Origin of the sequence: Micromonospora sp. CPCC 205561, assembly GCF_036906775.1 — a bacterium.
Taxonomy (GTDB): Bacteria; Actinomycetota; Actinomycetes; order Mycobacteriales; family Micromonosporaceae; genus Micromonospora.
In genome coordinates this window covers 94,861-113,362 of record NZ_JBAKHV010000001.1, presented here as the reverse complement: position 1 = coordinate 113,362, position 18,502 = coordinate 94,861, and the positions used below count along the sequence as shown (strand labels likewise).

The following is an 18,502-nucleotide window of genomic DNA, read 5'->3' as shown; positions in this document are numbered from 1 at the left end:
CGGGCCATCCAGTGTGGAGCCGGGTCACGGAGGGGGCGGGGCGTGCGACGGACGGTATCGGTGCTGACGGGGCTGGTCCTCGCCGTCGTCGCCACGGCGTGCGGCGGGGACCGGGGTCAGCCCCGCGCGACGCCGGCTCCGTCGCCTTCGGGGGCCGTCGAACGCCCCGCCGCCGGCGACCACCGGCTCACCCTGCCGCACGGCGGGACCGACCGGGGCTACCTGCTGCACGCCCCGCCCGGCTACGACCCCGCGCGGCCCACCGCGCTGGTGATCGCCCTGCACTTCTATCCCGGCAGCGGCGCGCGGCTGCGGGAGACGGCGGGGCTGGACGCCGTGGCCGACCGGGAGAACTTCCTGGTCGCGTACCCGGACGGGCGTAACGGCGGCTTCAACGCGCTGATCTGCTGCGGCACGGCCGACGACGTGGGCTTCCTCCGGGAACTCACCGCCCACCTCGTGCGGACGTGGCGGGCCGACCCGGACCGGGTCTACCTCGCGGGGATCTCCAACGGTGGGGACATGAGCTTCCGCGCCGCCGTCGAGGCCGAGGGGCTCTTCGCGGCGATCGGCGTGGTAAGCGGCGGCTACAGCGGCCCCCGGACGGCCCCCGAGACCTACGTGCCCCGGCGGCCGGTCTCGGTGATCACGTTCATCGGCGGGCAGGACCGCTACGCCGAGGTCTTCGCCGAGGGCGTACGAACCTGGCAGCGGCGGCTCCGCTGCGTACCGGCGCCCGGCAGGCCGCCGGCGGGCGCGGCGCGGGTCACCCGGACCGACGCGCGGTGCGGCGACGGCAGCGACGTCACCGTCTACACCCTGCCCGACATGGGGCACTCGTGGCCCGGGGCGCCGGCCGGCGAGCTCGCCGACCCCGACGCGGGTCTCGTCGCCAGCGAGCTCGTCTGGGACTTCTTCGCCGCCCACCCGCGCCGCGGCTGAGCGTCGGGCGCGGGCCCGGGACGGGAGGACCACCCGGCGCCGCCCGGTCAGAGACGCAGCAGCATCCGGGTGTTGCCGAGGGTGTTCGGCTTGACGCGCTCCAGGTCCAGGAACTCGGCGACGCCCTCGTCGTAGGAGCGCAGCAGCTGCTCGTAGACCGGTTGCGGCACCGGCGCGCCGTCGATCTCGGTGAAGCCGAACGAGCCGAAGAACCGGGTCTCGAAGGTGAGCACGAAGACCCGGGCCACGCCCAGCTCGCGGGCGGCGTCGACCAGCTCGGTGACGATCCGGTGGCCGATCTTGTGGCCCCGGCAGGACGGGTCGACGGCCACCGTACGGATCTCGGCCAGGTCCTCCCACATGACGTGCAGCGCCCCGCAGCCGACCACGGTGCCGTCCGCACGGACCGCGACCCGGAACTCCTGCACGTCCTCGTAGAGGGTGACGGTGGCCTTGCTGAGCAGCCGCCGGTCGTCGGTGTAGGTGTCGACCAGCCGCCGGATGCCGCGCACGTCGGAGGTGCGGGCCCGGCGCACCACGATCTCGTCGGCCCCCGCCGCGCCGCCGTCCGCCCCCGCCATGGTCACTCGGCCGCCGGCACGTCGACGCAGGGCCCCGCCGCCCACCACTTCTCCACCAGCGCGAGCGTCTCGTCGCCGAGCGGATTCACCCCCGGCCCGGCCCCCAGCGCGTGCCCGAGGTGCACGTGCAGGCACTTCACCCGGCCGGGCATCCCTCCGGCGGAGATGCCGGCGATCTCCGGCACCTCGCCGATGGCGTCCCGGCGGGCCAGGTAGTCCTCGTGCGCGGCCCGGTAGCGCGCGGCCAGCTCGGGGTCGGCGGCCAACCGGTCGGCCATCTCCCGCATCAACCCCGCCGACTCCAGCCGGCTGCACGCCGCCGTCGCCCGGGGGCAGGTCAGGTAGAACAGGGTCGGGAAGGGGGTGCCGTCGGCCAGGCGCGGGGTCGTCTCCACCACGTCGGGCAGGCCGCAGGGGCAGCGGTGGGCGACGGCCCGGGTGCCCCTGGGCGGGCGCCCGAGCTGCGCGGCCACCGCGGCCAGGTCGGCCTCGGTGGCCGGTTCGCGCCGCGGCAGGGGTACGGAGTCCGCCGCCGGCTCCTGCGGTGGTACGACAGTCACGGTGCCCATCTCTCGTTCGGTGTCCGGGTGGTGCTCACCGGCCGGGCTGCTCGCCGTTGGCGGCCCGCACGCTCGACCAGAGGGTGTCGTACCAGGGATCGCGCGTGACGGGCGTCGACGGCGTGGCCGACGAACCGGCGTCCCGGGCGGCGCCCTCCGGGTCGGAGAGCACCACCAGCAGCGTCTCGCCGGGCGGGCCCATGAAGAACCGCTCCCTGGCCTTGATCTTGATGTATTCCTTGTCCTGCCACTTGGCCGCCCGCTCGGAGAGCTCCTCGATCGCCCTGCGCTGGGCGGCCTGGGCCGCCTCCATCCGCTCGATGTCGGCCTGCTGGTCGAGGTAGACCCGCACCGGGTAGGTGTAGGCCAGGGCGAGCGCGATCAGCACCGCGAAGAGCACGGTGGCGCGCCCGGTGAGGCCCCGGGAGCGGGGTGCGGAGAGCCGCTTGACGGTGCCGGCGGCCGTACGACGGGCCGCGGCGGGCCGGCTCGCGGAGCGTACGCCCTCGGCGCCCCGGGACGCCCCCGGCGCGCGACCGGCGGTGGCCCGCGACTCGGCGCGGACGCCGCCCTCGCGGACGGTCGCCCGGGCGCCCCGGGCCCCGCCCGGGCGACCGGAGTGACCCGGCCGCCGGGTGGGACGCTGACCACCCGGTGTGCGCCGCTGCTGCATCGTCGTCACACCCCTCCCCCGAGGCCTCGCGAGTCTCAGGCGGAACGGTAGCGCGGGAAGGCGCCCGCCCCGGCGTACCGCGCCGCGTCGCCCAGCTCCTCCTCGATCCGCAGGAGCTGGTTGTACTTCGCGACCCGGTCCGAGCGGGCCGGGGCACCGGTCTTGATCTGGCCGCAGCCCGTGGCCACCGCCAGGTCGGCGATGGTGGTGTCCTCGGTCTCGCCGGAGCGGTGGCTCATCATGCAGCGGAAGCCGGCCCGGTGGGCGAGGTCCACCGCGTCCAGGGTCTCGGTCAGCGAACCGATCTGGTTGACCTTGACCAGCACCGCGTTGGCGGCACGCTCGGCGATGCCCCGGGCGATCCGCTGCGGGTTGGTGACGAAGAGGTCGTCGCCGACGATCTGGATGCGGTCGCCGACCGAGGCGGTCAGCGCCTGCCAGCCGGCCCAGTCGTCCTCGGCCAGCGGGTCCTCGATCGACACGATCGGGTAGTCGCCGGCGAGCTTGGTGTAGTAGCTGCTCATCTCGTCGGCGGTCTTCGCGGCACCCTCGAAGGTGTAGGTGCCGTTGTCGAAGAACTCGGTGGCCGCCACGTCGAGCGCGAAGACGATGTCGGTGCCGAGCCGGTAGCCGGCCTTCTCGACCGCCTCGGCGATCAGGTCCAGGGCGGCGGCGTTGGTGGGCAGGTTCGGCGCGAAGCCGCCCTCGTCGCCGAGGCCGGTGGAGAGGCCCTTCTTCTTCAGCACCGACTTGAGCGCGTGGTAGACCTCCGCGCCGGAGCGCAGCGCCTCGCGGAAGCTGGGCGCGCCGATCGGCGCGACCATGAACTCCTGGACGTCCACGTTGGAGTCGGCGTGCGCGCCGCCGTTGAGGATGTTCATCATCGGCACGGGCAGCAGGTGCGCGTTCGGGCCGCCGAGGTAGCGGAAGAGGCTCAGCTCGGCGCTGCCGGCCGCCGCCTTGGCCACGGCCAGGGAGACGCCGAGGATGGCGTTCGCCCCCAGCTCGGACTTGCTGTCGGTGCCGTCGATGTCGAGCATCTTCTGGTCGATCAGCCGCTGCTCGCTGGCCTCGTAGCCGACCAGCTCGTCGACGATCTTGTCCTCGATGTTCGAGACCGCCTTCTCGACGCCCTTGCCCTGGTAGCGGTCGGCGTCACCGTCGCGCAGTTCGATCGCCTCGAAGGCGCCCGTGGAGGCGCCGGAGGGCACCGCCGCCCGGGCGATCGTGCCGTCGTCGAGCCCGACCTCGACCTCGACGGTCGGGTTGCCCCGCGAGTCCAGAATCTCCCGCGCGACGATTCCCTCGATGGTTGCCACTGAGTCGCTCCTCGTTTGTGTGTTCCGGTCCGGTGTGGGCCGCGACGGTGCGGCTGAGGCAGATGTTGAACGCAGCGTATCGGGCGGCGCTCGGACGCGGGCGGTCCGGTCGTCCGCGAGCCCCACCCGGAACGTGTCTCCGGGCGATGCTTTACGGGGACATTCCCGGATTCTCGTGCCTCAACCGACAACGGGTTTGCGCGCGGTTGACCCCATCGGCGAGGCTGGGCGCCATGCCCGCCGCCTCGACCACCCTCCGCATGCTCGCCGTGTCGGTCATCGCGTCGCTCACGGTGACCGGTTGCCAGACCCTCGACGACGCCGGCCGGGCGATCGGCCGGTCCGATCTGGTGAACGACCTGGCCGCCCGGCTCGACGGGGCGCTGGAGCTGACCTACTCCGCCGACTACCAGCTCCCCGGCGGGCAGAGCGCCAGCATCGCCCAGACCCAGGACCCGGTTCGCTCCGCGTACACCTGGCCCGGCGGCAAGCTCACGGTCACGCCGGAGGCGACGGCCCGCTGCGAGACCGCCGCGGGCCGCGCGTCCTGCACCCTGGAGGCCCCGCCCGCGGCCAACGCGAAGCCCACGGTGACCTTGTTCGCCGAGGCCAAGCAGCGGGGCCTGGTCACGCCGCCGGTCGTGGTGGGGCTGCTGACGGCCGCCGCGCTGGACCCGGACGCCGTCATCGCCCAGAGCGACACCACCCTCGCCGGGCGCCACGCCACCTGCGTCGACGTGAAGCGCTCCGCCGAGGACTTCACCGCCTGCGTGACCACCGAGGGGGCGCTCGGCCGCTTCACCGGGAGGATCGACGGCAGGCAGGTCGAGCTGACGCTGAACCGCTACCGGGAGACCGTCGACGGCACAGCCTTCGACCTCCCGCCCGACGCCGGCGTGGTGGACCGCCGCCCGGCCAGCTCCTGACCGGCCCGGCACGCGCGACCCACCCGGCGACGGGCGCGACGCCCGGCCCCGGAGCACCGCGCCCGGCCGCTCCGGGCTGCCGGCGGGTGCCCTCAGACGCCGAGCAGGGTGCGCAGGTGGCGCGGGGGCGGACAGTCGTGGGCGAGCATCGCGTCGTGCCAGTCGCGTACCGGCACGTCGGCCGGGCGGGCGGCGGCGATCGCCGCCACCTCGCTGTAGCCGACGAAGTACGTGGAGAGCTGCGTCGAGGTGAGCAGCGCGCGCCGCCACTTGCCGGCCGCCTCGCCCTCCTCCTGGAAGCCCCGCCCGGTCATCAGCGCCATCGCCTCGGCCTCCGGCAGCTCCTCGCAGTGCACGAGCTGGTCCAGCAGCGCGTTGATGGTCATCCGGAGCTGCATCTTGAGCTGCTGCAACCGCACCGGCAGGCCGCCGAAGCCGAGGCCGGCCATCAGCTCCTCCGTGTAGACCGCCCAGCCCTCGATGAAGGGCCCCGACTCGGTCAGCGCGCGTACCCGGGTGGGGCCGACGTGCCGGCGGGCGTGGGCGAGCTGGAGGAAGTGCCCCGGCATCGCCTCGTGCACGGTCAGGTTGCGGATCATGTGGTCGTTGTACTCCCGGTAGAAGGAGTCGACCCGGTGCGCGGGCCACTCCGCCGGGGTGGGCGCGATGCAGTAGAACGTCGGCACGTCCGCCGTCTCCAGTGGGCCGGGCGAGTCGCAGTAGGCGACCGCCACGCCCCGGGCGAACTGGGGCATCTCCTGGATCACGCACGGGTCGTCGACCAGCGTGACCAGGTCGTGGGCGCGCACGAAGTCGGTCGCCTCGTCCAGCGTGACCGAGGCGAGCTCCACGATGGTGTGGTCGTCCGGGTGCTCGGCGGCCAACAGGTCCAGCGCCCGGCGTACGGTCTCGTCGTCGGCCGGGCCGCCGACCAGCTCGACGGCCGCCGCGCGGATCTCCTCGCCGACCCGGTCCAGGTTGGCCCAGGCCCGACGCTGGATCTCGGCGGCCCCCAGCTCGGTGTCGAGGGTGTGCCAGAGCCGCGCCTCCCAGCGACGGCGGCCCAGCCGCGGGTCCCGCCCCGGGCCGCCGTCGGCGGCCAGCCCCTGACGCAGCCACGCGACGAACTCCTCCAGCGCGGCGATCGCCGCGGTGGCGGCCGGCTCGACCCGGTCGTGCAGGGCGGGGGCCCGGGCGAGCAGCGCGGGCACCTCGTCGCGGATCAGCGCGGCCGTGCCGGTGAACTGCCCGACCGCCGTCTCGGTGTGGATCCGCGGCATGTCGCGCAGCGTCGCGCGCGCGGTCGCCAGCGCGTCCGGTACGGCGGCGAGCCGGCCCGACAGGCTGGTCAGCCGGACCTCGACCGGCGCGTACGGGCGGGCGAGCAGCGCGTGCAGCAGCGGGCCGGGGTTGTGCCGCAGCGGGTCCCACTCGTGGGCGCGGATGTCGCCGGACTCGAACAGCTCCCGGTCCACGAACGAGGTGAGCAGCGCGTGGTCGACGCGCTGCTCGACGTCCAGGGCGTCCGGGTCGAGCTCCGCGAGCGCGTCCGCGGCGTCCCTCAGCATCGCCTGGTCGGCCGCGACCGCCTCGGCGGAGAGGTCCGGCAGCCGGTCGTCGAACCGGTGGTCGCCGGTGGTGGTCGCGAGCCCCGGTCGGCTCTCCAGCAGCGCGTCGACGATCCGCTCCGCGAGCGGCACAAACGATTCCACCCGCCGACCCTACCGGGTCGGCTCAGGCCTTCTCGGCGGCGCGGACCGCGTCCGCGTAGGCCAGGGCGGCGCGGCGCAGGGCCGCCTCCGGATCCAGGTCCGCCTCGCGGGCCGCCGCGACCGTGGCGAGCAGGCCTGAGCCGAGCCTCGCCTCCGGGTCCGCCTCGGATCCGACGAGCGGCGGCGGTACGGCGAGGCCGACCCGCCCGGCGCGTTCCAGGATCTTGGCGGCCAGGGCGAGGGCGGGCTGGCTCAGCGCGATGCCGTCCAGCACCGAGTCACGCGCCTTCTCGGCCCGCTTGATCCTCTCCCAGCTGGCCTCGATCTCCTCCAGCGTGCCCGCCTCGGCGTCGGCGAAGACGTGCGGATTGCGCCGGACCATCTTGTCGACCAGCCCGGCGGCCACGTCGTCGACGCTCCACCGCTCCCCCTCGGGCAGCTCCTCCGCGAGGCGGGCGTGCAGCACCACCTGGAGCAGCACGTCGCCCAGCTCCTCGCGCAGCGCGTCGGTGTCCCCGGCGCTGATCGCGTCGTACGCCTCGTAGCACTCCTCGATCAGGAAGCCGGCCAGGCTGCGGTGGGTCTGCGCCCGCTTCCACGGATCGCCGCCCGGCGAGGCCAGCCGGTCCATCACCGCCACCGCGTCGAGCAGCCGGGCGCCCGGCGGGTCCCAGGAGCCGTACATCAGCTCCAGCTCGGCCAGGCCGGGCTCGCGGGCCAGCCGCAGCCCCAGCTCCCGGGCCAGCGACTCGTCGCCCGCCGGGCCGGCCAGCCACACCACGGCGCCGTGCCGGGCCGCGCCGTCGAGCAGCGCCTCCGTCGCCCGGCCGTCGACCACCGTGACCTCGGCGCCCGCGACGCGGAGCGCGGTCGTCAGCTCGCTCTCCGCCCCGGCCAGCACCGGATGCCGGCGTACGACGTCCCAGGCGGCGGCGGTCAGCAACCCTGCCGGCAGCCGGGGCGAGGTGACGAGCAGGACGATCCGGGCCGGCATGCTCAGCTGTCGGTCCCGCCGGCGGCCTGGGGCGGGGCGGTGGGCAGCGGGTCGGGGGTGGAGACGTCGGTGACCGCGTCGGAGCCGGCCTCGCCCAAGGGCACGCTCACCGCCGGCGCGTCGCCGGAGAAGCTCAGCACCGGGAACTCCAGCGGCCGGTAGCGGGGGTTGACCGTCACGTCGTACGCGGCGACCACCTCGGCCAGCGACTTGCGGGTGGCCAGCGCGGCGCGCAACTGCTCGCCGTCGAGCTGGCCGGCGGCCGCCTCGTCGGTCACGTCGGCCGGGATGGCACCCGCCTTGCGGCCGGCCGCCACCACGTCCGCCAGCTCCTGCGCGGTCGGCTGGGCCGGCGCCCCGGTCGGCATCCCCGAGAGGCAGGTGTAGAGCGCGGCGACCTGACGCACGTAGCCGCTGTCGGGTGACAGGCCGAACTGCTGGGCGAGCTGCTCCGGCGCCACCTGCCCGCGCGGCTGGTAGTTCTTCTCGGCGGAGACCCGCTCGCAGACCTCGGCCAGCACCAGCACGCTGACGACCTGGCCGCGGCCGGGGAGCTGCGGCGCCGGTGCGGGAGGCCGCCCGTCGGGCGCCTCCGGCTGCCCGGTCGGCGTCGGGTTCTTCGCCCGCAGGTCGTCGACGACCCCGGTGACGGCATCCTCGGTGATCCGCAGGTCGCCGACGTAGGCGGCGACACCGGGCTCGGCACGGCAACCGGAGAGGGCGACGAGGCCGAGCGCCACGCTGGCGACGGCGACAAGACGGCGAGCACGCATGACGGTCACTCTCTCATGCCGCCCCGGGCCAGGGCGACGCCGCCCACCGCTCTCCCGTCCCCGCGCCACGGGGTCCGCCCCGCCGCGCATTCGCCGCCCGGCGCTCACCTCGCGGAGGCCCCCGCCACCGCCGGTTCGCCCAGGACGTCGGAGAGGAGCTGCGCGCACCACTCCAGCAGTGCCTGGTCGCGCAGCGGCTCGCCGCCCATCCGCCGGGTGCTCGGCCGGGGCACGCTGACCTGGTCGAGCGCCTGCTTGTAGACCGAGTCCGGGTGGTAGCGCTTGAGCCGCAGCTGCTTCGAGTCGGGCAGCGGCAGCGGGCCGAACCGGATGTGCTTGCCCTGCATGGAGACGTCGGTCAGGCCGTAGCGGCGGGCCCGCAGGCGGAACCGGGCCACCGCGACCAGGTTCTGCACCGGGGCCGGCGGCTCGCCGTAGCGGTCGGTCATCTCGGCGACCACCTCGCGCAGCCGCTCCTCGTCGCGGGCCTCGGCGAGCTTGCGGTACATCTCCAGGCGCAGCCGTTCCACGCCGACGTAGTCGTGCGGCAGGTGCGCGTCGACCGGCAGGTCGACCTTGACCTCGGTCTCCTCCTCGGGCCGCTCGCCCTTGAACGCGGAGACCGCCTCGCCGACCATCCGCACGTACAGGTCGAAGCCGACGCCCTCGATGTGCCCGGACTGCTCGCCGCCGAGCAGGTTGCCGGCGCCCCGGATCTCCAGGTCCTTCATCGCCACGTACATGCCCGCGCCCAGCTCGGTGTGCTGGGCGATGGTGGCCAGCCGCTCGTGGGCGTGCTCGGTGAGCGGCTTCTCCGGCGGGTAGAGGAAGTACGCGTACGCCCGCTCCCGGCCCCGGCCGACGCGGCCGCGGATCTGGTGCAGCTGGGCCAGGCCGAGCAGGTCGGCCCGCTCCACGATCAGCGTGTTGGCGTTCGGGATGTCGATGCCGGACTCCACGATCGTGGTGCAGACCAGTACGTCGAACTCCTTCTCCCAGAAGCCGACCATGACCTTCTCCAGGGCCTCCTCGCCCATCTGGCCGTGCGCCACCGCGACCCGCGCCTCGGGCACCAGCTCGCGGAGCTTGCGGGCCGTCCGGTCGATCGACTCGACCCGGTTGTGCAGGTAGAAGACCTGCCCGTCGCGGAGCAGCTCGCGGTGGATGGAGGCGGCCACCTGCCGGTCGTCGTGCGCGCCGACGAAGGTGAGCACAGGGTGCCGCTCCTCGGGCGGGGTGGCGATGGTGGACATCTCCCGGATGCCGGTGATCGCCATCTCCAGGGTGCGCGGGATCGGGGTGGCCGACATGCTCAGCACGTCGACCGAGGCGCGCATCGTCTTGAGGTGCTCCTTGTGCTCGACGCCGAAGCGCTGCTCCTCGTCGACGATGACCAGGCCGAGCGACTTGAACCGGGTCGCCGCCTGGAGCAGCCGGTGGGTGCCGATGACGATGTCGGCGGTGCCCTCGGCGGCCATCTCCAGGGTCCGCTCGGCCTCCTTCGGCGTCTGGAAGCGGGAGAGCTGCTTGATGGTCACCGGGAACTGGCTCATCCGCTCGGCGAACGTGTTGTAGTGCTGCTGCACCAGCAGCGTGGTGGGGACCAGCACCGCGACCTGCTTGCCGTCCTGCACCGCCTTGAACGCCGCCCGGACCGCGATCTCGGTCTTGCCGTAGCCGACGTCGCCACAGATCAGCCGGTCCATCGGGACGGTCTGCTCCATGTCCCGCTTGACCTCCTCGATGGCGGCGAGCTGGTCCGGCGTCTCCTGCCACGGGAAGGCGTCCTCCAGCTCCCGCTGCCACGGCGTGTCAGGGCCGAAGTTGTGCCCCTTCGACGCCTTGCGGGCGGCGTAGAGCTGGATGAGCTGCGCGGCGATCTCGCGGACCGCCTTGCGGGCCCGGGCCTTGGACTTCTGCCAGTCCGAGCCGCCCATCTTGTGCAGGGTGGGCTGCTCGCCGCCGACGTAGCGGGAGAGCTGGTCGAGCTGGTCGGTGGGGACGAAGAGCCGGTCGCCGGGCTGGCCGCGCTTGCTCGCGGCGTACTCGATGACCAGGTACTCCCGGGAGGCGCCGTTGACGGTGCGCTGCACCAGCTCGACGTAGCGGCCGATGCCGTGCTGCTCGTGCACGACGTGGTCGCCGGCCTTCAGCTCCAGCGGGTCGATGGTGTTGCGCCGCCGGCTGGGCATCCTGCGCATGTCGCGGGTGGAGGTGCCCCGCCCGCCGGTGACGTCGTTGCCGGTGAGCAGCGCGAAACGGGACGCCTCGTCGACGAACCCGCCGGTCAGGCCGCCGCAGGTGACCAGCACCTCGCCGGAGCCGGGCGCGGTCGGGACCTCCTCGGTCAGCCGCGCGCCGAGGCCGGCGTCGCGGAGCACCTCGACGGCCCGCTGGGCGGGACCGTGCCCCTCGAAGACCAGCGCGACCGACCAGCCCTCGCCGACCCAGCGCTTCAGGTCGTCGACCACCCGGGCGGTCTCGCCGTGGTAGAGCGGGGCCGGCTGGGCGGCCAGGGTCACCGCGATCGCGTCGTCGGGGGTGACGTCGGCCGCCTCCGGCGCGTCCTCCCAGGGCTGCCGCGCCGGGGCGGCCTCCGCCTCCGCCAGCCCGAACGGCGACAGCGTCCACCAGGGCTGGCGCAGCTTCGCGGCGGCGGCGCGGACGTCGCCCAGGGTGCGGAAGGCGGCGGCGCCGAGGTCGACCGGGGCCTGGCCGCCGACGGCCGCGGCGGCCCAGCTCGCCTGGAGGAACTCGTCCGAGGTACGCACCAGGTCGTGCGCCCGGGTGCGGATCCGCTCCGGGTCGCAGAGCAGCACGTGTGTGCCGGCCGGCATGGCGTCCAGCAGCAGCTCCATCGAGTCGGCGCCGATCAGCGCCGGGGCGAGCGACTCCATCCCCTCCACCGGGATGCCCTCGGCCAGCTTGTCGAGGATCTCGGCCAGCTCCGGGTGCTCCCCGGCGAGGGCGGCGGCCCGCCGGCGCACCGACGGGGTGAGCAGCAGCTCCCGGCACGGCGGCGCCCAGAGCCCGGGGACCTGCTCGATGGTGCGCTGGTCGGCGACGGCGAAGGTGCGGATCTCCTCCACCTCGTCGCCCCAGAACTCGACCCGGGACGGGTGCTCGTCGGTGGGCGGGAAGACGTCCAGGATGCCGCCGCGCACGGCGAACTCGCCCCGCTTGGTGACCAGGTCGACCCGCGCGTACGCCATGTCGGTCAGCCGGCGGGCGACCTCCTCCAGGTCGGCCTCCTGCCGGGCGGCGAGCTGCACCGGCTCCAGGTCGCCGAGGCCCTTGAGCTGCGGTTGCAGCACCGACCGGACGGGTGCCACGACCACCCGCAGGGGGCCGGTGCGCCCGTGCGCGTCGGCCGACCCCGGATGCGCCAGCCGGCGCAGCACGGCGAGCCGCCGGCCCACGGTGTCGGAGCGGGGCGACAGGCGCTCGTGCGGCAGCGTCTCCCAGGACGGGAAGACCGTCACCTGCTCGGGCGGGAGCAGGCTGCCCAGCGCCGCGGCCAGGTCGTCGGCCTCCCTCGTGGTGGCCGTCACGGCGAGCACCGGACGGCCGGCGCCCCCGCCGTCGCCGGCCCGGTCGGCCGCGACCGCGGCGACCGCGAACGGGCGCAGCGCGGCCGGCGCGGTGATGTCGAGGCCGTCGACCTGCGCGGCACCGGAGCGCGCCAGGTCACGTGCCCGGGCCAGCCCGGGGTCGGCCAGGGCGGCGGAGAACAGACCGGTGAGCATGTGATCACTTCCAGCGGACGACACGACGATCACCCCTCGCCCGGTCGGGCGGGGGGTCCTGGTCGACACTATCTCTCCGGCCCGACGAGACACCCCCGCGTACGTTGTATCGGCGACGATCCGCGACGGTCGACCGAGGGGGAGGACTGATGCCCGGGGAAGTCGGCAGCGACCCACGCCGGACGACCGGATCCTGCCGCCAGCGGGTGCTGGGCCACCCGGCGGGGATCTCGATCTCCACGGTGCGCTGCGGCGTCGAGAGCCGCGGCTGGACGGCGCCGACGGTCCTGCTGCGTTACAGGGTCGATCTCGGTTGGTCGGGCGCCTACCGACGGCGCATCAACGGTCGTACGACGTTCTCGGACGCCACCTCGCTGCTGCTCACCCGGCCGGGCGACGAGATGCAGGTGTCCCACCCGCTTGGTCGCGACACGTTCACGTCCCTGGAGATCGAGCCGACGGTCCTCGCCGAACACCGGGACGCAGCGCGCTGGCTGGCGACCACCGGCTGGGACGGCACCTCGGACGCGCCACTCGACCTGGCACACCGGATGCTCGTCACGGAGTTCCGGCGAGGGCTGGACCCGTTCGAGATGGCGGAGCGGCTGCACCGCTTCCTCGGCAGGGTGCTCGGCTTCGTCAACGCCCGGGCCGAGCCGCCGGAGGCGGACCTGGGACACGTCGTCGGCCGACGCCCCGCCACCGCGGCCGCCCACCGTCGCCTCGCCGACCGGGCCCGGGAGGTGCTCATGGCCCGCGACTTCTCCCTCACGCTCGACCAGGTGGCGCGGGAGGTGGGCGCCTCACCACACCACCTGAGCCGGGTGTTCCAGCGGGTCACCGGCAGCAGCCTCACCGCCTACCGCAACCGGCTACGGGTCCAGGCAGTGCTGGACACCCTCGCCGAGGCGGACGGGCGGCCGTTGCGCGTCGTGGCGGCGGAGCACGGCTTCGCCGACCAGGCGCACCTCACCCGTGTGCTCCGGGAGCACGTCGGCCACCCGCCGGCCCGCCTGCGCCGGCTGCTCACCCACGGCCGGGCGGACTGAACCACCCGCACCGGACCAGCCCGACGGGGTCGGCCAGAGGGCCACGGCAGGAAGCCAGCCATGGTGCCGACCCTGGACCACGCCCGCCACCCCGCTCAGACCGGCGCCGAACGGCTGATCGACGCTGGCCGCGTCGGCGTCGGCCACACCTCGCGCTCCGGCGGCCAATCGAGCATCGATGTTCAAGACGCGGGCCGCCCGGCGACCGAGGATGGAACCTGCCAGCCGGGATCGAGCCGCCGAAGCGGCGGCCGGGGTGCGCGGACCTGTTCGGGGAGGCCCGCAGCTCCGTCCCGGCTGCGGCCCCGGCGACGTGACCTGCCGTCGCCACCCGCCGGCGGCGCCGTACATCCCTGTAGGGCACCGCCGGCGGGCGCGGCGCCCGGCCGGGGGCAGCGCCCGGCCGGGGGCGGCGGGCACGGCCCGGTGAGGGGTCGCGGGCACGGCCGAGCCACGTGATCGCGGGCACGGCGCGGCGCGGCGAGGCGGACACGGCCCGGCGGAGACGCGGACACCGCCCGGCCGGGGGATGGCGGACACGGCACGGTCCACGAGGTCGGCCAGCGGCGGGTACGGGTCGGGGCGGCCGGGAAGGATCTTGACGGGGACGGCCGGCCGTGATCGGCTGCGCGCATGGGCAACCAGTGGCGGGCACAGTTCGACGCGGAGGTCACCTTCGCCAACGGCGGCGGGTTGCGGACGGACGGGTTCCGGCTGGACATCCCCGGCCGCGACATCGACGACGACGAGCTGGCGGCGCTCCTCGTCCGGCACCTCGGGCTGCTGATGGTGGCCGAGGTCAGGATCACCGGCAAGACGATCGTCGAGGAGCCGCACAAGGGCGGCCGGGGCGTGGCCGGCGGCCCGGACGGCACGACCCGGCGCCGGTTGGTGGAGCTGAGCCACGTGGTCGTCGACGGAATGACCACCCTGCCGGGCTGGCCGGCGCCGCGGATCACCGAGTGGCTGACCCGCGAGGCGTCCCGGGCCAACTACGCCTCGGGCACCGAGTTCCAGGTGGCGCGCATCGACATGATCGCCAACACCGGCACGTACGTGGACACGCCCGCCCACCGCTACGCCGAGGGTGCCGACCTCGCCGGTACCCCGCTGGAGCGCCTCGCCGACCTGCCGGGCGTCGTGGTCCGGGTGCCGGCCGGCACCCGCGCGGTGGACCGGCTGCTGCTGGCGCCGTACGACGTCGCCGGGTGCGCGGTGCTGCTGCACACCGGTTGGTCGGCGCACTTCAACAGCGACCGGTACGCGTCGCCGGAGGCGCCCTACCTCACCGGGGACGGCGCCCGGGCACTGGTCGACGCGGGCGCCGCCCTGGTCGGCATCGACTCGATCAACATCGACGACATGAGTCCGGCGGCGGCCGGCGAGCGCCCCGCGCACAGCACCCTGCTGGCCGCCGGCGTCCCGATCGTGGAGCACCTGACCGGGCTGGACGCGCTGCCGCCGACCGGCTTCCGGTTCACCGCCGCCCCGCCGAAGGTGGCCGGCATGGGCACCTTCCCCGTCCGGGCGTTCGCCGTGCTCGACGCCGCCTGATGGGCGCCGCCGCCAAGCCAGCGGGCGCCAGGTCAGCAGGCTTCCATGCCACCCGACGCCAGGGGTACCAGACGCCAGGTCGTCGGGGCTGACCGACCGGCGCTGGCCGTCGGGCGCTGGCCGGTGCTCCGGCTGGCGACACGGAGATGGCATGGCCGCGACCCGTACCCCGCCGCTGCCGCAAGGCGTCGCTACCGCCGGAGCCGCCACCCGCACGCGCCGGGACCGCGGGGAGGTGGCGCCGACTTCGGGGCAGCGCGTTACCGGCCGTAGCGGCAGGCTGTCTGTATGCCACGGGCGCCACGCATTCCCAGAGGTTTGGCATTCCTCCCGTTCTCCGGCAGTCGTGCCGTCGCCGCTGGCCTGGTCACGTGGCGGATGCTTCGTGGGCCGTCCTGGCGCCGGCTGCTGCCCGACGTCTACGTCCACCTCGACGGTTATCGTGAGGACGACCACCGGATGTGGTGCGACGCCGTTGCCCTGACCCTGCCGGCGGGGGCCGCCATCAGCGGTCTCAGCGCGGCATTTCTGTGGGGCGTGGACCTCCTCCCGCGCGCGAGCCCGGTCTTCGTCACGCTGCCGGGTGCGGCCCGCCGTCGCTCCACCGAACGTGTGTCGGTCGACCAACGGTCGCTCGCCGCCCAGGAGATCACCCGGTTAGCCGGCCTGCCGGTGACCACCGGCGTCCGTACGGCCTTCGACCTCGGACGGCAGTTGCCTCGGGCAGACGCGCTGGTCGCCGTGGATGCGCTGCTGCATCGGCGGGTGCTCAAGCTCGCCGCGTTGGGCGGCTACCTGGACACGCACAGCGGCTGGCCCGGCACCGCCCAACTGCGCGAGGTGCTCACACTGGCGGAGCCGCTGACCGAGTCCCCGATGGAGACCCGGGTCCGGCTCGTCCTGCACGACGCCGGTCTGCCAGCCCTGACCGCGCAGCATGACGTGTATGGCTCCCACGCGCAGCGAGGACGCGTCTTCCTCGGCCGCGTCGACCTCGCCTACCCCCGGTGGCGGATCGCCATCGAGTACGAGGGAGATCACCACCGGGAGCGCAGCCACTTCCAGCGCGACGTGGCCCGGCTCAACGCACTACGCGCGGCGGGCTGGCTGGTGCTGCGCTTCACGGCGGACGACATACTGCGACACCCCGCTCGGATTGTCCGCCTGGTCACCGACGCGATCGACGAACGCCGCAACTGACCACGGCCCAACCTCCGGTGATCAGGACGCCATGAACGCTAAAACGGCCGGGTAACGTCCATGACGTCCTGATCACCGGGTCGCTCGCGCGGTGTCGCCGCCGGGAGGCCACGGGCGCTCGCGCGAGCGAGGCAGGCGAGGTGGGAGGCGGCGGTCAGTAGCGCACCGAGACGCGGCGGGCGACGGCGTCGACCCGGACCTCGCCGCCGTACGGGACGATCAGCTGCGGGTCGGTGTGGCCGAGGTCGACGTCGAAGACCACCACCGCGTCGGGGCGGTAGGCGGCGAGCGCCCGGGTGACCGCGTCGCGCTGCGCGTCGGCCCAGTCGCGCCGCTCGACGGGGGTGTGCGGCCGCTCGAAGTCCCAGGCCTTCGCCCGGCCGACGAGGACCGCCGGGAAGCCGGCCAGCAGCCCCCGCTCCCCCATGTTGCGCAGGATCCGGAAGACCTCGGTGGCCGAGGGAAGCTCCTCCGAGGTCTCGACCATCAGCACCGACCCGGCCAGTTCCCGGGCGGTGGGCACCCGGTCGGCCGCCAGCAGCCAGTGCAGGATCTCCAGGTTGCCGCCCCAGGTGCGTCCCTCGACCACCCGGGACGGCCCCTGCCAACGCCAGCCCTCGCCCGGGAGCATCTCGGGCTCGTCGGCCAGCGTCGCCGGGTCGCGCCAGTCGCCCGGGCGGTCGCCCCACTGCGGAGCGGGGGCCAGGTCGTACCAGCCGGAGGTGAAGAGGGCCGCGCGCAAGGAGTCGAAGGTCAGCGGGTGCGGCCGGCCCGGCCGGCCGAGGTGCACCAGCACCGACCCGCCGTGGTACGCCACGACGCCCAGCCGGTACAGGTGGTTCAGGACGTTGGTGTTGTCGGAGTAGCCGAAGTACGGCTTCGGGTTGGCGCGCAGTACGGCGTCGTCCAGGTGCGGGGTGACCGTGATCAGGTCGTCCCCGCCCACCGTGGCGAGGACGGCGGTGACCGTCGGGTCGGCGAAGGCGGCGGTGAGGTCCCGTGCCCGGTCCCGCGGGTCGGCGTCCAGGACGCGGGTGGTCGGGTACTCGACCGGCTCCAGGCCGAACTCCTCGCGCAGCCGGCGCAGTCCCAGCTCGTACACGTGGGGGAAGAGGGCGGGCAGGCCGGCGGAGGGCGACACGACCGCGACCCGGTCTCCCGGTCGGGGTTTCGGGGGATAGTTCGGCGTCATGACCGGACGCTACCGACCGGCTCCAGCGGTTTTACCCCATCGGCCGGGAGGCCGGACGGCCGGACGGGCGGCCGGGCCACCGCGACGTCGGACCGCCGGAACGCCCGGCCGCGACGACGCCGGACGGCCGCGACGCGGGGACGCCGCGCGGACGCAGGGACGCGGGGACGCCGGGCGAGAAACGGTACGTACCGGGCAGGGTCGCCCTAGGCTGGCGGCGTGGAGCAGGAGAGCGGCGTGGAGCGGGAGATGGGCGACCGGCTGCCGCGCACCGCCGCGCTGCTGCTCGGCACCCTGGTGCTCGCCACCGCGTTCATCGCCGCCTACGTCGGCGCGCTGCACCGGCCCACGCCCCGGGACGTCCCCGTCGGGGTCGTGCGCGGCGACCAGAAGGCGCAGGCCCTCCTCGATGCCGTACGGAACCAGACCGACACCCTGGAAGCGGTCGACTACGGCGACCCCGCCGCCGCCGACGACGGCCTGCTCGGCCGTGAGGTGTACGGGGTGCTCACCACCAACGCCGAGGGCGGATTCGTGCTGACCACCGCCAGCGCCGCCGCCCCGGCCGCCACCGACGTCGTCGTCCGGGTGCTCGGCACCGCCGCGCGGCAGGCGGAGATGCCGCTGCGGGTCACCGACGAGGTGCCGGTGGCGTCGACCGACCCGCGCGGGCTCGTGCCGTTCTACCTGGCCGTCGGGCACGTGCTGGGCGGGTACCTCGCCGCCACCGTCCTCGGCCTGGGTAACGGCACCGCCCCGCGCGGTCTCCGCCGCGCCGGCCTGCGGATCGCCGCGCTCGCCGCGTACAGCCTGGTGCTCGGGGCCGTCGGCGCCGTCGTGGTGGGACCCGCCCTGGACGTCTGGGACCACGACCTGCTGGGCGTCGGCGCGACCGGGGCACTGGCGGTGTTCGCGGCGGCGATGATCGCCTCGGCGGCGCAGGGCTGGCTGGGGCTGTTCGGGACCGGGCTGGTGATGCTGCTGCTGGTGGTGCTCGGCAACCCCAGTTCCGGCGGCATCTACGCCCCCGAGTTCCTCCCCACCTGGCTGCGCGGCATGCACCGGTGGAACGTGCCGGGGCTCGTCACCGACCTGATCGAATCCGTCGTCTACTTCGACCGGCGGTCGACCGGCTGGCCGGTGGCGGGGCTCACCATCTGGACGGTCCTGGGCGTGGCGGGTGTGCTCAGCGCCACGCTGTTCCACGCCCGCAGGCGCGGCGCCCGGCGCACCGCACCCGCCGCCACCAGCACGAACGGGCCCGCCGCCGGGTGACGTGCC

Annotated in this window: 15 protein-coding genes; 6 read left to right on the top strand and 9 right to left on the bottom strand. The window is 74.6% G+C overall.

Going from position 1 to position 18,502, the window contains the following annotated elements:
- The first annotated feature begins 42 nt into the window (after positions 1-42).
- Entirely contained in the window at positions 43-942 is a 900-nt protein-coding gene (locus tag V6V16_RS00505) for an alpha/beta hydrolase family esterase (RefSeq protein ID WP_334558429.1), read from the top strand.
- Between the two features lie 47 nt (positions 943-989).
- On the opposite strand, the gene V6V16_RS00500 is transcribed toward V6V16_RS00505, so the two are convergent.
- Genes V6V16_RS00500 through eno form a run of 4 tightly spaced genes read right to left on the bottom strand, consistent with a single transcriptional unit; the run spans position 990 to position 4,075 of the window.
- Positions 990-1,523 carry an amino-acid N-acetyltransferase gene (locus tag V6V16_RS00500; RefSeq protein ID WP_334558427.1) on the bottom strand — a complete coding sequence of 178 codons (534 nt, stop codon included), beginning with the start codon at positions 1,521-1,523 and terminating at the stop codon, positions 990-992.
- Between the two features lie 2 nt (positions 1,524-1,525).
- Entirely contained in the window at positions 1,526-2,083 is a 558-nt protein-coding gene (locus tag V6V16_RS00495) for a DUF501 domain-containing protein (protein WP_334558425.1), read from the bottom strand.
- A gap of 34 nt (positions 2,084-2,117) precedes the next feature.
- Entirely contained in the window at positions 2,118-2,756 is a 639-nt protein-coding gene (locus V6V16_RS00490) for an FtsB family cell division protein (RefSeq protein ID WP_334558990.1), read from the bottom strand.
- Positions 2,757-2,791: 35 nt separating this feature from the next.
- Positions 2,792-4,075, bottom strand: a complete 1,284-nt coding sequence (gene eno, locus V6V16_RS00485) for a phosphopyruvate hydratase (RefSeq protein WP_334558423.1) — start codon at positions 4,073-4,075, stop codon at positions 2,792-2,794.
- Positions 4,076-4,308: 233 nt separating this feature from the next.
- Here eno and V6V16_RS00480 point away from each other — a divergent pair, with 233 nt between their 5' ends.
- Entirely contained in the window at positions 4,309-5,001 is a 693-nt protein-coding gene (locus tag V6V16_RS00480) for a hypothetical protein (protein WP_334558421.1), read from the top strand.
- Between the two features lie 92 nt (positions 5,002-5,093).
- On the opposite strand, the gene V6V16_RS00475 is transcribed toward V6V16_RS00480, so the two are convergent.
- From V6V16_RS00475 to mfd, 4 genes are all read right to left on the bottom strand, one after another.
- The gene (locus tag V6V16_RS00475; RefSeq protein ID WP_334558419.1) at positions 5,094-6,713 is read right to left on the bottom strand and encodes a DUF885 domain-containing protein; all 1,620 of its coding nucleotides are present in this window, start codon (positions 6,711-6,713) and stop codon (positions 5,094-5,096) included.
- Between the two features lie 22 nt (positions 6,714-6,735).
- Entirely contained in the window at positions 6,736-7,707 is a 972-nt protein-coding gene (locus tag V6V16_RS00470) for a nucleoside triphosphate pyrophosphohydrolase (protein ID WP_334558418.1), read from the bottom strand.
- A gap of 2 nt (positions 7,708-7,709) precedes the next feature.
- Positions 7,710-8,480 (bottom strand): hypothetical protein, encoded by a 771-nt coding sequence (locus V6V16_RS00465; RefSeq protein WP_334558417.1) that lies wholly within the window; start codon positions 8,478-8,480, stop codon positions 7,710-7,712.
- Between the two features lie 104 nt (positions 8,481-8,584).
- The gene (mfd, locus tag V6V16_RS00460) at positions 8,585-12,226 is read right to left on the bottom strand and encodes a transcription-repair coupling factor (protein WP_334558414.1); all 3,642 of its coding nucleotides are present in this window, start codon (positions 12,224-12,226) and stop codon (positions 8,585-8,587) included.
- 149 nt (positions 12,227-12,375) lie between these two features.
- On the opposite strand from mfd, the gene V6V16_RS00455 reads away from it, so the two are divergent.
- From V6V16_RS00455 to V6V16_RS00445, 3 genes are all read left to right on the top strand, one after another.
- Positions 12,376-13,275 carry a helix-turn-helix domain-containing protein gene (locus V6V16_RS00455; RefSeq protein WP_334558413.1) on the top strand — a complete coding sequence of 300 codons (900 nt, stop codon included), beginning with the start codon at positions 12,376-12,378 and terminating at the stop codon, positions 13,273-13,275.
- Positions 13,276-13,908: 633 nt separating this feature from the next.
- A complete protein-coding gene (locus V6V16_RS00450; RefSeq protein ID WP_334558412.1) occupies positions 13,909-14,829 on the top strand; it encodes a cyclase family protein in 921 nt (306 codons plus the stop codon).
- 378 nt (positions 14,830-15,207) lie between these two features.
- A complete protein-coding gene (locus tag V6V16_RS00445; RefSeq protein WP_334558411.1) occupies positions 15,208-16,029 on the top strand; it encodes an endonuclease domain-containing protein in 822 nt (273 codons plus the stop codon).
- A 154-nt stretch (positions 16,030-16,183) separates the two neighbouring features.
- On the opposite strand, the gene V6V16_RS00440 is transcribed toward V6V16_RS00445, so the two are convergent.
- A complete protein-coding gene (locus V6V16_RS00440; protein ID WP_334558410.1) occupies positions 16,184-17,221 on the bottom strand; it encodes a S66 family peptidase in 1,038 nt (345 codons plus the stop codon).
- Positions 17,222-17,440: 219 nt separating this feature from the next.
- Here V6V16_RS00440 and V6V16_RS00435 point away from each other — a divergent pair, with 219 nt between their 5' ends.
- A complete protein-coding gene (locus tag V6V16_RS00435; protein ID WP_334558409.1) occupies positions 17,441-18,496 on the top strand; it encodes a hypothetical protein in 1,056 nt (351 codons plus the stop codon).
- Positions 18,497-18,502 lie beyond the last annotated feature (6 nt).

Excerpts from the sequence above, each read along its gene's own strand:
- V6V16_RS00470 (WP_334558418.1), bottom strand. The coding sequence starts at position 7,707 with ATGCCGGCCCGGATCGTCCTGCTCGTCACCTCGCCCCGGCTGCCGGCA.
- V6V16_RS00465 (WP_334558417.1), bottom strand. The coding sequence starts at position 8,480 with ATGCGTGCTCGCCGTCTTGTCGCCGTCGCCAGCGTGGCGCTCGGCCTC.
- V6V16_RS00445 (WP_334558411.1), top strand. The coding sequence starts at position 15,208 with ATGCTTCGTGGGCCGTCCTGGCGCCGGCTGCTGCCCGACGTCTACGTC.
- mfd (WP_334558414.1), bottom strand. The coding sequence starts at position 12,226 with ATGCTCACCGGTCTGTTCTCCGCCGCCCTGGCCGACCCCGGGCTGGCC.
- V6V16_RS00500 (WP_334558427.1), bottom strand. The coding sequence starts at position 1,523 with ATGGCGGGGGCGGACGGCGGCGCGGCGGGGGCCGACGAGATCGTGGTG.
- V6V16_RS00440 (WP_334558410.1), bottom strand. The coding sequence starts at position 17,221 with ATGACGCCGAACTATCCCCCGAAACCCCGACCGGGAGACCGGGTCGCG.
- V6V16_RS00450 (WP_334558412.1), top strand. The coding sequence starts at position 13,909 with ATGGGCAACCAGTGGCGGGCACAGTTCGACGCGGAGGTCACCTTCGCC.
- V6V16_RS00455 (WP_334558413.1), top strand. The coding sequence starts at position 12,376 with ATGCCCGGGGAAGTCGGCAGCGACCCACGCCGGACGACCGGATCCTGC.
- V6V16_RS00480 (WP_334558421.1), top strand. The coding sequence starts at position 4,309 with ATGCCCGCCGCCTCGACCACCCTCCGCATGCTCGCCGTGTCGGTCATC.
- V6V16_RS00490 (WP_334558990.1), bottom strand. The coding sequence starts at position 2,756 with ATGCAGCAGCGGCGCACACCGGGTGGTCAGCGTCCCACCCGGCGGCCG.